Origin of the sequence: Sutcliffiella sp. FSL R7-0096 (assembly GCF_038595065.1) — a bacterium.
In the GTDB taxonomy this organism is placed as follows: Bacteria; Bacillota; Bacilli; order Bacillales; family Bacillaceae_I; genus Sutcliffiella_A.
Genome location: NZ_CP152003.1, coordinates 1,376,669 through 1,391,234, shown reverse-complemented (window position 1 = coordinate 1,391,234; position 14,566 = coordinate 1,376,669). Strand labels below are relative to the sequence as shown.

Sequence of the window (14,566 nt, the reverse complement as noted above, 5' to 3'; positions counted from 1 at the left end):
AAATCGTTTTCATAACTACTAGTATAAAAGGAAATGTAAGTGTTTTCAATAAAAATTTTACATTAGCATCTAAATTGGCCGTTTCCTACGAAAAAAAGAGCCCACCAGCAATATGGTGGACTCCCTCCGTTACATCTAACCTTGTGAAGGTGATTGTTCTATCGGGCTCGTACTATTGTAATATTTTTTAAACTTGTACACAAAATATGCCCAAGTTCCGGCAAGCATCACCATCATAAATCCGCTTAGTATCCAGACGTTTTCCCACATGAACCCTATATCACCGCTTGATATGACCGCTTTAAAACCAGACACCGAATACGTCATCGGTAAAAGCAGGTTGAACGGCTGTAATGCATCTGGAATAAGTTCTAACGGGAAAGTTCCCGCACTTGTTGTCAACTGGAGTATTAAAATAAGGATGGCGACAAAGCGTCCTGGATCTCCAAGTGTTGTTACAAGAAATTGAACCAGTGCAATAAAGGTGAAGGAAGTGACAATGCTAAATAAGAGAAATAAAGGTAAACTTTTCACTTCTACTCCTAATCCATAAATCAACACGGCATCAGCTAGTAAGGCTTGCAATATCCCTACGGCTGCGAGAACTGCCACTTTACCTGCGAACCAAGCAGTCCCTGAGCGAGGAGCACCAGCTGGATCGCGCATCGGATACACGATGGATAGTAATAATGCTCCAACAAACAAGCCTAATGATAAAAAGTAAGGTGCAAACCCGGTTCCATAATTAGGAACTCCATTTTCCACTTCTGACTTAACCTTTACTGGCTCAGAAATCATGTTGTAGGTTTTGTCTGTCCCTTTTATGGAACCAGTTTTTTCCGATGCATCTTTTAATTTACCCTCTAGTTCTTCTGTTCCTTTACCGACTTCAGACAGTCCGGAGGAGATTTTATTTGAACCTTCTGCAAGCTCTTTTGTACCTTGTTGAAATTGTTTGGATCCCCCGTCTAACTGTTCCATACCAGCTAAGAGCTGACCGGACCCTTCTGCTAGCTTTTTGCTGCCCTCATTTGCGTCTCCTAATTTTTCACCAAACTGTGTTAGTCCTTGGTTGAATTCCATTTGACCCTTAAGTAATTCTGAAGAGCCTTCTGAAAGTTGTTTCGTTCCATTTGCCAATTCTGCCATACCTGACTGAAAGTTTTTATTGCCTTCTGCAAGTTTTCTGCCATTTTGCTCTAAAGAGGAGGTGCCAGCATTTAATTCTAAAGCACCTTGTTCAAGAGCCATCAAGCCTTTCGAGAATTCATCACTGCCATTAATCAACTGCTCAAAAGAAGCATTTATTTGTGCTTTCTGTTCTTCGCTTGCCTGCTCTATCATTGGTTCAAGTGATTTTTTCAATTGAATCATTCCTTGATTCAATTGCTCTGCCTTTTCATGCGCTATTGAAGCCCCCTCTTCAAGTTTTGAGGTCCCCGCGTTTAATTTTGCAGCACCATCTGCCAAGCTTCCCGCTCCATTGGTGAGTTCTTGTTGAGCTTGTTGCAACTGCGCCATACCATCATTGCTTTTTGCTAAACCATCGTTAAGGCTTCCTGCTCCTGCTTGGAGTTGCTCAGATGCTGAGGATAATTTGTTTTGACCTTCAAGCAATTGACCCAAACCTTTTGAAAGCTCCTGATTTCCTCTATGGACATCTTTTACCCCACCATAAACCTTCCCAACTCCATTTTGGAAGACAATCGATTTTTCTGCCGCTTGTTCCAATCCTTTTTTCAAAGCAACAGAACCATCTTGTAATTCATGGACGCCATTGTTTAGTTCGCTTGTACCCTCTGCTGCCTGTTTATAACCATCTGCCATCTTTTCCAAGTTATCAAACATGGCTTCTGCATAAGTACTTGTGAGCTCTTTAGCTACTTCTTCCTTTATTTTCTCTACTGCTGTTGATCCAATTTGGGCTGATAGGAAATTGTAGCTCTCATTTGGGACGAATTTCATTTCCAAAGCAGATGGGTTCTCATCTAATAAAGTTGTCGCCCGGTTTGAAAAATCCTGTGGAATTTCAATCACCATATAATAATGTTGTTTGTCCAATCCTTGATAAGCTTGCTCCTTTGACACAAACTCCCATTTAAAGCCATCATTTTTTTTCAAATTATCCAGAAGGTCTTTCCCTATCGTCAATGGTTCTCCTTCATAATTGGCGCCTTCATCCATATTGACCACCGCTACCGGAAGTTCATCTAGCTTCTCGTATGGATCCCAGAAAGCCCATAGAAACATTCCACTATATAGCAGTGGAATCAAAAGTACGGCTATCACCGGAATCAATATCTTTTTATTTGTGAGCAGTTGCTTCCACTCATACATTACACTTTTCATTGATTATTGCCTCCATATTACTTTATGACTATTTTTGTCACTTGGTCATTTTTTGATAAAATTGTAAGGATCATCACGTTGACAATCCTTTAATAAAATATAATTCAAAAAGATTCGCTATTTCCTCTTTTGATAAAGGAGTATGATGTTCTTCCCAGTCCACCACCAGTGCTACATAAAGCTTTAGCATCAAAAAGGCTGTTACTTCCGGGTCACATTCTCTTATTTCCCCTTTGTCAATGGCCTTCTCGATTCTTTCTTTGATAAAGGTAATGATCATTTGCTCCAGCTTGTTAAGTTCCTGATTGACTACACGGGTTCCGAGCTCTTTTTTTTCCTGAATTAATTTGACGGTTAATTGATGTTCATTACGGAAATCAAGCAAGCTGATAAGGGCCCTGTGAGCATTTTCAAAAAAGGATTGTTCAGGGTTGATAGAACGGTCTGCCACTTCCTGCATCTCTTTTAATATACCTGCTACAATCTCACTGAATAGTTCTTCTTTATTCGAATAAAAGGTATAGATGGTTCCTTTGCCAACATTGGCAATCCTTGCGACCTGATCCATAGTTGTAGCTTTATATCCAAACATGGAGAACGATTTTAACGCCGCATCCAGGATGCTCTGTTTACGATCCATTTGATTTCTCCTTCCTCCAGGCTGACCAAATGATAGATTCGGTCATCTGGTTTTCATTATAATTCCTATCCTTTCAGAATGCAAGAAAAAAAAGGTTCAGTCACATGTTGGTAGCGACTGAACCTTTTTATTAAACCTGAAGGGAAGGTTTTTTATGGAAACTATCTATTACAGCTTTAACAGCAGCTTCACCGGAATCGATGCAGTCAGGCAACCCTACGCCTTCAAAAGAACTTCCTGCCAGGTAAACCCCAGGCATGTCTTGTGCCAGTCGTTCGTTCATCTCATGAAGCATCTTTTTATGACCAACAGCATATTGCGGCATTGCTTCTCTCCATCGAGTAACAATCGTGAATTCCGGATCTGCACCGACCTCCATGATTTTGTTGAGATCATCGAGTACCACTTTCTGTATTTCCTCGTCACTCTGATCGACAATTGCTTCTTCTCCCACTCTACCAACATAACAACGAAGGATCACTTTTCCTTTTGGTGTTGTATGCGGCCATTTCTTATGGGTCCAGGTACACGCTGTGATTGTATAATCGTTGTTTCTTGATACAACGAAACCTGTTCCATCAATGTCCTGTTTGAGTGCTGATTCGTCAAACGCCATAGCAATGGTAGCAACAGAAGTGGATGACATCTGCTGAAGGGGAGCCAGGTAGCCTGCACCATGAATCATGTTTGCAGTAGCATGATGAGGAGTTGAAACAATGACATTTTCACAATCAAGGGTAGTGCCATTGCTTAAGGAAAGTCGGTATCCATCGCCATTTTTCTCCAAGCTATCTACTTTTACTGCTTTCAAAATGTTCACTTGGTCCAACTTCTCCTCCAAAGCATCCACAAGCGTTTGAAGACCGCCTCGAAGCGTCTGGAACATTCCCTTTTTCTTTTGAGCAGGTGCAGGCTTTTGTTTTGGGGTTGTCTGTTTCATCCCCAAAATTATGCTACGGTATTTCTCTTCCACCTGCTGAAATTGTGGGAAGGTGGCCTGTAAGCTTAGCTTATCAATGTCACCAGCATAGATCCCGGATAACAATGGCTCAATCAGATTTTCCACCACTTCATCCCCAAGCCTTCTTCTGAAAAAGGAACCAAGTGATTGGTCTTCTCCTCCATTGTTGGAAGCAGGAAGAATCAGGTCAGCTGCTGCACGCATTTTTCCCATCGGAGAAAATAGACCTGTTGTCACGAATGGGGACAGTTTCGTCGGAATCCCCATCACAGCCCCCTCTGGCATCGGGTGAAGCTGCCCTTTAAGAAGGATGTATGCCTGGCCTGTTGAATTGTGCACAAGCTGATCTTCCAGTCCCACTTCTTTTATCAGTTTACCGGCACTTAGCTTACGTGCAAGGAAGCTATCAGGGCCGCGTTCGATGGTAAAGCCCTCTCGTCGTACGGTTTGGATCTTTCCTCCAAGCCGGTTGCTTGCCTCAATCAGGGTAATCTCTATATCAAGGTTTTTCTCTTTCATTTCCTTTTGAAGATAATAGGCGGCAGAAAGACCAGTAATGCCTCCACCGATGATGACAACCCTTCTTTTCTCCTCATTCATGGTTTCATCGCCTTCTTTTCTAGATTTACTGAGATACTTTTTTTAATTCTTCCAATACAACGGTAGCCATTGCATCGATAAATTCAGGTTGAGTATTTGGCATTTCTGGACGGTAGTACTTGGCACCGATCTCGTCCGTTACTATCTTACACTCATAATCATTATCATATAAAACTTCTAAATGGTCCGAAACGAACCCTACTGGAGTGTATACGAAGGATGTGTATCCTTTGTCCTTATGAAGATCACGGGTGATGTCCTGTACATCCGGTCCCAACCAAGGATCTGGTGTATTCCCTTCACTTTGCCATGCGATTTCATAATTTTTCACTCCGGCACCCTTAGCAATCAGGTCTGCGGTTTCTTGTAGTTGGTCCGGATATGGATCACCCATTTGAGTTATTTTTTCCGGTAGGCTGTGCGCTGATACGATCAGTACTGCCTTTGCACGTTCTTCTTCATTCATGGAAGCGAATGTGGCCTTCACACGGTCCACCCAATACTGTATGAACTTCGGCTCGTCATACCAGCTTTCAACAGACACAATGGAAGGTCCTCCGATTTTTTCGGCCTCTTCCTGCGCACGGCCATTATAGGACTTCACACTGAATGTTGAGAAGTGAGGTGCAAGTACGATGCTTACTGCCTCTTCTATCCCGTCGTCTTTCATCTGTTGGACAGCATCTTCAACAAATGGTTCGATATGCTTTAATCCAAGATAGACTTTGAATTCGATATCATCTTGAATGTTGTTTAAGTGTGCACCAAGTGCGTTTGCCTGTTCTTCCGTGATGCGTGCAAGTGGGGAGATTCCACCGATCGCGTTATAACGGTCACGCAAGTCTTGCAACATTTCATCTGATGGCTTTCTGCCGTGTCGGATGTGTGTGTAGTAGCGCTCCAGGTCTTCTTCTTTATATGGTGTACCGTATGCCATTACCAAAAGTCCCATTGTTTTTTTAGACATAAAGTTTACCTCTTTTCTTATCTGTATTATTGGAGAATGTCTCGTGAACACCTGTAGATTTCTGTTCCGGATGGTCGTCCGCGGGGCGGGTCTTGAGCCTCCTCGCAACGCTTCAGGGGTCTCAAGACTACCGCTACCTCTCGAAGGAGTTGACCACCCTGCACTACAATCTACAGGGGAATCAGATAAACTTACATATTATTTATTTATTAGAAGAATAGTCATGTACGAATGTTGCTAAACGTTTTAGTGTGTCTGGGTTGACTTGTGGGAATACACCGTGGCCCAGGTTGAAGATATAGCCTGGCTGTTGCATTCCTTGGTCTAAGATTGCTTTTGCTTTCGCTTCGATTACTTCCCATGGTGCTAAAAGAATAGCAGGGTCCAGGTTACCTTGAACCGATTTCGTGATCCCGCGCTCTCTTGCTTCTGCAATCGGTAAGCGCCAGTCAAGACCGACAACATCCAGTGGAAGGTCGTGCCATTCGTTGGCTAAGTGGCTTGCTCCAACGCCAAACATGATCAATGGCACATTTTCTTCTTTTAACGAAGAGAAAATGCGGTTCATTACCGGTTTGATGAAATAGCGATAGTCTTCTACATTCAATGCTCCAACCCAGCTGTCAAAGATCTGAATTGCTTTGGCTCCTGCATGGATTTGGGAGCGAACATAGGTAATCGTCATATCTGCAAGCTTATCCATCAATGCAAACCATGCCTTTGGTTCTGCATACATGAATGCTTTCGTTTTATTATAGTTTTTGGAAGGACCGCCTTCAATCATGTAGGATGCAAGCGTAAACGGTGCACCTGCAAAACCGATCAACGGAACATCAAGCTGTTCTTTTGTTAATAGTTTGATTGTATCCAATACATATGGAACATCCTCTTCCGGATTGATTTCTCCAAGCTTTTCAACGTCATGCATGGAACGAATCGGGTTGTCAATGACAGGACCGATTCCTGATTTGATTTCCACGTCCACACCAATGGCAGGAAGGGGACTCATGATGTCCTTATATAAAATGGCTGCATCCACGTTGTACTGATCTACAGGCAACTTTGTCACATATGCACAAAGCTCCGGCTGATGCGTGATCTCAAATAAAGAATACTTTTCCTTTATTTTTCTATATTCTGGTTGTGAACGGCCGGCTTGTCTCATATACCATAACGGGACATGCTCCGTTTTCTCCCCTCTACATGCTCTTAAAAATGTATCATTAAACTTTGATTGATTCACAATGATGACCCCTTCCATCTGACTTTTTTCTGCTTTTATTACGTTACACTTCTGTCATGTTACACTATACCCATAAATGCTAGGAAAGTATAGAAGCAGCGCTTATTGTTCATAAAATAGACGATTATTCGGCTACTTGGATTGTGGCAGAAGGATTTCCACGGTAGATCCTTTGTTCGCTTGACTATGAATGGTTAATTGCCCACCATGGTTTTCAATGATTTTCATGGAAACCATCAATCCAAGACCGGTACCCTGCTCTTTGGTGGTGAAGAAAGGCTGTCCCACTTTATTTATTACCTCTTCTGGAATCCCTGTCCCCTCGTCCATGATCGATAGGTGGACAAACCCTTCCATTACTTTTGTCTGTATCGTGATCTTCCCGCCATTGGGCATTGCTTCCATCCCATTTTTTATCGTATTGATTAATACCTGCTTCAATTGATTTGGTTCACAATTCAACCATATGTATTCGTCTGGATGCTCCACTTCGATTACCACCTGATGGATAAATGCCTCGCTTTCAAGAAACAAGCATACCTCTTGGATAAGCTCTTTCAAATCTTGTTTTTTGAAGTGGACAGCCTGTGGTTTGGCTAAAGCCATGAATTCATTGGTGATCTGATTGATGCGCTCAAGCTCCTTGTCCATGATCGTATAGAATTCTTTTTTCCTATTTTCCTGCGATAGCAGATGTACGAAGCCCTTCAACACGGTAACAGGATTTCTGATTTCGTGTGCCACACCAGCTGCGAGTTCACCGATGACGGATAACTTTTCTGACTGCATAAGCGCTTCCTCTGTCCGTTTCTTATCTGTGATATCTTTCATAAGGAAGACAAGTGCCAGTATATCTCCATCACTATTTTTCACAGGGGTAACGGTAATGCTTACATCAATAGGAGCACCACTATTCGTGGAGGTCAATAATTCAAAGGACAACTGCTTTTGATTCATTAATTTTGCCAGGAAAACCCGCAATGAGTTCCCGGATGTAAAGGATAGAAAGCTTGTCTTGTTTCCTACTATATCCTTTGCCTCCACCTCGAGCATTTTCTCAAAAGATCCATTGGCCTTTAATATGGTCCCTTGCAGGTCATACACCCCAATAGCATCGGTTGTATTATTGAAGTAGGCTTCCAGGTATTCTTTTGTAGACAGAAGCTCCAAAGACGTCCTTTTTTCCTTTTCTTCCGCCCTTAACAGAAGACTCCCTGTCAACCTGCTCGAGAACAGGAGAAAGATTGTCACAAAGATAGAAAATAAAATGAAATAGATTACATCTACTTTTAAATGGTTGGAAAATACGATATTGCTATAGTCAATATAAAAAAATGATAAGGTGATACAAGTGATGAAACTGGATATTATAATGGGCAAAATTCGATTGTATAAAGACGACATAATCAAAGGCATCGATAGAAAGTAAAAGTTGATGACATCTTTGTCGAGATAGGCCACCACCCAGAATGGGATGAAGGATGCACATACAGTCACGTACATCCCTAATTTGGCAAGCTTTGGATGCAAGACAAAATAGCCAACCACTATCCACCCCAGACCAGCCGTAATGATGATGGCTGGTAAAATTTCAGGGAAAATAAAGATATTTGTCAGTATATCCAGGAATAAAAGTGTAGTGAAAACAACCAGCATCAGTTTATTTTTTTGATGAATGATATGAACTTGTTCCCTGTTCATCCGTTTCTCATTTAGCCAGACTTCCCTGATACTCGCGTGAAAGCGAGTATACATCTTTCCTAGTGTATATTTCATCTCCTGCTTCTCCTCTAACAGTTCGTTTCCCAAATATATTTCTCTTTTTATCTAAAAGCTGTATTCGTAAACTTTGTTGCCTTTCCTTATGTTTAAATTAACCGTTATATTCCATACAGTCGTGCTCTTTTCCTTGCTGTACTAAAAATACTACATGCATTATTTAGAGTAGGTAAACTGTAAAAAGTCCAATTGCCGACTTTTTACTAGTGGATAGCAACAATCTTTGAGAAAAGAGCTTTATCTAAAGTTAGGTTTTAATGGTTTGGAAGGTTGTCCCTCTTTTTTTGTTTGTGTATTGTAAGGAACCACATAGTACGATGGGACTTGAAAAACATTTACATTTTTAATGGAGTATCGATTATCCCCTGAGATTTCATTGACCAAGGTTTCCTTGTCGCCTGAAACCGAATAAATACGGTACACGATCCGATCATCGCTTGCTTGTGTCCATTCTAGGTTGACAGTGAATAAACTTAAAGGGTGGAATGTCATCGACCCGTTTAATTTGGTATTCTCAGGTAAGATTATTGGGTCCTCCAAATCTGATACACCGACAGGAACCGAGAATGCTCCGTTATCTAAACCAGCATCTTGTAGGATATCTTTCAGCAACCTTGTAGGATAGGCTCCTCCTGCCGTTAAATGTTGTTCTGGCGTTGTCGAATCATATCCCATCCAAACTGTCCCAATCACATCTTGTGTGTATCCCACGAACCATGTATCCTTAATGGCCCCGTCTATCCCGGGATAGTTGGTAGTGCCTGTCTTACCGGCCAATTCCCCATTAATATTACCTGCCTGTGCGGAACCTTCCTGCACCACACCTTCTAGCATTCTGGTCATGTTCCAAGCTGTCTGGGGACTGAAGACTTCTTTTTCTTCTTTTTTCGCTTTGACAATCACTTCGCCTTTTCTTGTCTTGATTTCTTCAATGAAGTAAGGCTCAATTATTTTTCCATTATTGCCAAATGATCTATATGCCTTAGTAAGTTCCAATGGGGTAACCCCATCCGTAAGACCTCCAAGGGCAATGGCCAATCCATTATCAGGAATGGAGAGTTCTAACTTATCAAGATAACTCTTACTCTTTTTTACACCTAATTCATTTAATGCCCAAACAGCAGGTGCATTTAAAGAATCTCTTATTGCTTCATACATCGTTACTTCCTTTTTATATTGATGGTGATAGTTTCTTGGCTTATAAACTTCCTGACCATCCTCATACGATAGCAATTCATCTTTTAAAAGGCTGTATGGCTCATACTTTCCTTCCTCAAGTGCTGGTGCATAGACCGCTAATGGCTTGAATGTAGACCCAGGCTGCCTTTTAATTTTGACTCTATTTATGCCTTTTGTTACATAATTCCTTCCGCCGATAACAGCCATGACTCCGCCATTGTGCTGATTCATCATAACAAAAGCACCTTCGACATTATCATTGGTCCCAGGAAAATATTGATCTTCCTGAAAGAGTTGGTGCGCAGCATCCTGAGCAGCTACGTTCATAGGAACCGTAATCTTATACCCGCCTCTATGCAGCTCTTCCGGAGTGAGACCATATTTATCTTCCGCCTCTTCTGTGACCATGTCGATATACGTTAAATATGCCTGTTTTTCCGGAGATTCAACAATTTCCAAACCTAACGTTCTCCCCATGAACCCAACTGCTTCTTCCGCTTCCAAGTATCCTTGACTTTCCATAAGATGCAAGACAAGGTCCCGTCTACTTTTCGCCTCTTCTGGATAATTTATAGGGGAAAAAGCATTGGGCGCTTTCGGAAGAGCTGCCAATAAGGCCCCCTGCTCAACTGTCAGGTCTTCTACGTTTTTATTAAAATATACCTGGGACGCCGCTTGGACCCCATAGGCACCGTGGCCGAAATAAATCTGGTTCAAATACATTTCCAAAATTTCGTTTTTGGTGTATCTCCGCTCAAGATTGATAGCGATGACAGCCTCTTTTGTTTTTCGAAGCCAGGATTTTTCATTTGTCAAAAAAATATTTTTTGCTAACTGCTGGGTTAGAGTACTTCCGCCCTCAGCCTTGCTTCTTGCAAGAATATCGCGATAAACCGCCCTTCCGATTGCCCGTACATCAATTCCCCGGTGTTCATAAAAGCGGTTGTCCTCCACTGCAACAAATGCTTGTTGGACATGCTTTGGAATTTTATTAATTTCGACAATTTCCCTATTTTCAAAGAAAAGAGATGCTATTTCATTACCGTTTTCATCAACCATCGTGGTAGTGGAGTCCATGATCAACTTTTTTTCATCTATCACATAATCCCCTAAGAAAATAATGAAGATATACCCGACCAGACCGACAGCTACAATACTGGCAAAAATAAAAGGGATAAGGAAGTATTTTTTAGGCAAGATTGTTTTGATGGTATGTAACTTCTTAATTGATAGTTTTTTTCCTTTAAATCTTTCCAAAGTGGTTTACCTCCTCCTAGTATACGGGAATAATTAGTAAGTAAGGATAGTTTCAAAGGTTAGCGCATCCTATATTCTACCTTATTCTACATATTTTTTCTCGGGTTTCCCTTATTTTGTAATTATATGGCACTAATTAAACATAAAGGAGTGGTTCAGAATGAATTTTTATATGACGTTCGGCACAACCGATTACTTAAAGGATTTGAAAAACAAACTAGGAAATGGTGAATCCTTGCTGATGTTTGGGGAGGACAATGCTGTATTGATGCATGAAACACACGAACAGTCCAGCTTCAACTCAGGCAAAAACTATGAAGTCCTTGACTCGAATGGCAATTTGGCTAACGGAAAATTTGCCGTTCTCAATAATATCCCCGTTACAGATGAAGGCCGACCAGTGTTTGAATACCGCTTCAGCCAACGTGCAGGCCTCATTGATAAAGAGCCAGGCTTTGCAGCAATCCGTGTATTGCGCCCAACCGACTCGGATACCTATGTCATTTTAACATTGTGGGAAGATGTGAAATATTTCAAACAATGGCAGGAGTCAAAAGCTTATGATAAAGCCCACGAGAAACGTGGAACCTCTGAAGGGGTCGACCAGAAGCAACAGGTCTTTCCCCGTCCTTCCTATGTAACCACCTATTATGCAGAAATGCCGGAAGAAGATTGATAAAACAAACTGCCCCGCTCTCCCAAGTGAGCGGGGCAGTTCATGTAGAATTAGAATGAGATTTTCATAATTAGTCCGCTTGCACGAAAGTGAAGCTCTTCAACAGCGTAGAGGCCTAGCTATTTTTTCTCACGGAGTACACCATGCCTGTTTGCATAAATCGCTGCCTGTGTCCGATCTGCCACCTGCAACTTGCTCAAAATATTGCTCACATGCGTTTTCACGGTCTTCACCCCGATAAAAAGCTCGTCACTTATTTCCTGATTGGTCAGACCATCTCCAAGACACATCAGTACCTCAAGCTCCCTTTCCGTCAAATCATCATGTGGAAGCTTAGACGGGGTACGGAACCGGTTCATCATTTTGCTTGCAACTTTCGGCTCTATGACAGGCTCGTTTTGCATAGCCTTCTCGATTGCCTTGATAATATCTTCGGCTCTTGCGGTTTTTAAAAGATAACTATATGCTCCAGCTTCAATGGCAGGAAATACTTGTTCATCATCAAAGTAGCTCGTAATGATGATTATTTTACATTCAGGAAGAAATTTGACGATTTCACGTGTCGCTTCAATACCCGTTCCATTATCCATAAGGAGATCCATCAATATTACATCCGGCCTTTCCTTTCTTGCCAACTCTATCGCTGCCTGTCCGCTCGAACCTTCCCCAACGATCTCTATGGTAGGCTCTGTAATTAGATATGCCAATAGGCCTTTTCGTACCATATCATGGTCATCCACCACCGCGACTTTTATTCGATCCATTTAATTCTCCTCCCCTCTAATCGGAATATGGATTTCAATATGCGTCCCTTCCCCTTTTTTGGAGCGAATACTGAACTGTCCCCCTATTTCTTCGCATCGTTCTCTCATGGTATGGAGTCCATAAGAAGCCTGCTTATGTTGATTGATTTCAAAGCCTTTTCCATTATCACTAATAAATATGTATACATACTGGTTTCCTTTTTGATGCATGTCCAATTTGACAATTGTTGCATCTGCATGCCGGAGGATATTGGATATGGCTTCCTGGATGATTCGGAATAAATGGTCTTCGGTTGCATTGGAGAGCACATTTATTTCTTGTATATCCTTTTGGAAAGTGATGGGTGTACGTTCCTCCAGTTCTTCTAGCAATTTATGGATTCCAACACATAACGTATCATTTGTCAAAGATATTGGTCTCAAATGGAGAAGCAGCGCTCTCATTTCTCCTTGAGCCTGTGCAGCAATGGAGGCAATATCCGTTAATTGCTTTCTCGCCTCTTCCGGGTAAGCATCAAACATCCTGATTGCAGCTGAAGACATGATGCTAAGTGCAAAAAGCTGCTGACTTACTGAATCATGCAACTCCCGGGCCAATCGCTGACGCTCTTCAATCGTAGCAGCATTGTGGGCTTTAATCGCGAGCTCATTTTTTTCTTCGGCAAGCTTTTGCAATGATTTCACTTGATTCTGTATTTTATTGGCCAACTGGTTGATATCTTCCGTTAACCTTCCCAGCTCATCCGTCTGTTCGACAGCTATTCTTTCTGAAAACTTCCCTCTCCCAAGAGTGGCAATGAAGGTGGATATATCCTCCACACGTTTTTTCATATAACCGCTTTGCTTATATCCAAAATAAAGGCTTGTTACTGCCATAATGATAAAAGCGGCAACGGTCATCAACATACTCCATTGGACATTGATTACCCGGCCTTGAGGATAAAAAAGCAATACACTTTGTAGGAAAATGAAGAAAAGAAAGGCTGAAACAACCGACACGACAATAAAGGAACGGATGTACCAAAATCTCAAGCTTTCAATTTTTTTCCCTTTATCAGACCCGATCAATTCGAACATCTCCTATTTTCATATCTAGCACGATGTTGAGTTTTCTGGTTGCTTCTCCATAGTTGGGGGATTCATAAAAAAGTTTGTTCCCCTTTCCTTCAGACGTATTACCAAAGATGTTTAATTGACCTACTTTCACCTTTGCTGCCACTTTAATTGGCAGGTCCTCTGGAATGAGCATTTTCAAATCAGCAACCACGCCTTTGATTTGAATGTTTGTTTCCTTATCGGGTATATAGGCCTTACTGAAATCGAAATAGTAATCCCCCACCACATTCCAGACAGTCAATGGCTCCACTGCCCAGTTCTGTTTGTTCATTTTCATATCACCAATGGTTATCACTTTCTTTGTACCGGCTGTTTTTGTTTCTTGATGTTCCACTCTTTCCTCTGCCGAGTCGAATAAATCATCAAAATCAGTATCCCCTTTAGTGAATGAGACTCTTACAGGACGCTTGTTTACAAAAAGCCTCACACCTAAGTAAATGATCAATAACGGCCAAAGTTTCCAGAACATATGAAATTCAAATACTAGATATCCTGCCCTATCCAATAACAGCAAACCACCAAAGGCTATTAGAAATACACTTAGGAAGAGAGCACGTATATGATAAAAAATGGTGTCCACCAGGAGTTTAAACCCATAGAGGACGATGAGGACTGGATAGTATGTGACAAAATACTCTTTTATTTCCAAGGAAATGACACCTATATTGACAAGCAACAGCATGATTCCTATAAAAACAAAGATTATGGCAATTACTTTTTGATTAAATGTCTTCATCTTATTTCCTGTAGCCTCCCTTCTTCTATTATTTGACACTATTAGGGTTATTCCTCCATTATACAATTAGTTTACTAATTTCCATGAAGGAAAGCCCCTATCCCCGGTCACTTTCTTTGTCCGTCTGGAGGCGGAAATTACTTGGTTTATGAGGAAATCTATTTAGCACCGCTGTTGATTTCCGCAAATGGCTTCGCTTTCCACGGGGCGACCTTGAGCCTCCTCACAACGCTTGCGGGGTCACAAGATTGTCGCTTCTCCCCCGTATGTGTCTCCACCATTACTCCAATCCACAGCTA

Annotated in this window: 11 protein-coding genes; 1 reads left to right on the top strand and 10 read right to left on the bottom strand. The window is 41.6% G+C overall.

All coding sequences use genetic code 11. The annotated features are described in order from the left end of the window. Window positions 1–135: 135 nt before the first annotated feature. From MKY77_RS07110 to MKY77_RS07080, 7 genes are all read right to left on the bottom strand, one after another. The gene (locus MKY77_RS07110; RefSeq protein ID WP_339149543.1) at window positions 136–2,349 is read right to left on the bottom strand and encodes a YhgE/Pip domain-containing protein; all 2,214 of its coding nucleotides are present in this window, start codon (window positions 2,347–2,349) and stop codon (window positions 136–138) included. A gap of 73 nt (window positions 2,350–2,422) precedes the next feature. Then, window positions 2,423–2,989: a TetR/AcrR family transcriptional regulator gene (locus MKY77_RS07105; RefSeq protein ID WP_339149542.1), complete on the bottom strand. Its 567-nt coding sequence runs from the start codon at window positions 2,987–2,989 to the stop codon at window positions 2,423–2,425. Between the two features lie 130 nt (window positions 2,990–3,119). After that, entirely contained in the window at window positions 3,120–4,550 is a 1,431-nt protein-coding gene (hemY, locus tag MKY77_RS07100) for a protoporphyrinogen oxidase (RefSeq protein WP_339149541.1), read from the bottom strand. Between the two features lie 25 nt (window positions 4,551–4,575). Further along, window positions 4,576–5,517, bottom strand: a complete 942-nt coding sequence (gene hemH / locus MKY77_RS07095; RefSeq protein ID WP_339149540.1) for a ferrochelatase — start codon at window positions 5,515–5,517, stop codon at window positions 4,576–4,578. Between the two features lie 202 nt (window positions 5,518–5,719). After that, window positions 5,720–6,778 (bottom strand): uroporphyrinogen decarboxylase, encoded by a 1,059-nt coding sequence (hemE, locus tag MKY77_RS07090; protein ID WP_339149539.1) that lies wholly within the window; start codon window positions 6,776–6,778, stop codon window positions 5,720–5,722. Between the two features lie 114 nt (window positions 6,779–6,892). After that, on the bottom strand, window positions 6,893–8,536 hold the full coding sequence (locus MKY77_RS07085) for an ATP-binding protein (protein ID WP_339149538.1): 1,644 nt from the start codon (window positions 8,534–8,536) through the stop codon (window positions 6,893–6,895). A gap of 240 nt (window positions 8,537–8,776) precedes the next feature. Next, on the bottom strand, window positions 8,777–10,915 hold the full coding sequence (locus tag MKY77_RS07080; RefSeq protein WP_339149981.1) for a PBP1A family penicillin-binding protein: 2,139 nt from the start codon (window positions 10,913–10,915) through the stop codon (window positions 8,777–8,779). Between the two features lie 220 nt (window positions 10,916–11,135). On the opposite strand from MKY77_RS07080, the gene MKY77_RS07075 reads away from it, so the two are divergent. Then, entirely contained in the window at window positions 11,136–11,651 is a 516-nt protein-coding gene (locus MKY77_RS07075; protein ID WP_339149537.1) for an antibiotic biosynthesis monooxygenase, read from the top strand. Window positions 11,652–11,770: 119 nt separating this feature from the next. Here MKY77_RS07075 and MKY77_RS07070 read toward each other — a convergent pair whose 3' ends face one another. Genes MKY77_RS07070 through liaF form a run of 3 tightly spaced genes read right to left on the bottom strand, consistent with a single transcriptional unit; the run spans window position 11,771 to window position 14,267 of the window. Beyond that, window positions 11,771–12,415: a response regulator transcription factor gene (locus MKY77_RS07070; protein ID WP_339149536.1), complete on the bottom strand. Its 645-nt coding sequence runs from the start codon at window positions 12,413–12,415 to the stop codon at window positions 11,771–11,773. Further along, window positions 12,416–13,492: a sensor histidine kinase gene (locus MKY77_RS07065; protein ID WP_339149535.1), complete on the bottom strand. Its 1,077-nt coding sequence runs from the start codon at window positions 13,490–13,492 to the stop codon at window positions 12,416–12,418. Continuing rightward, entirely contained in the window at window positions 13,470–14,267 is a 798-nt protein-coding gene (liaF, locus tag MKY77_RS07060) for a cell wall-active antibiotics response protein LiaF (RefSeq protein WP_339149534.1), read from the bottom strand. Before liaF ends, MKY77_RS07065 begins: the two co-directional genes overlap by 23 nt. Window positions 14,268–14,566 lie beyond the last annotated feature (299 nt).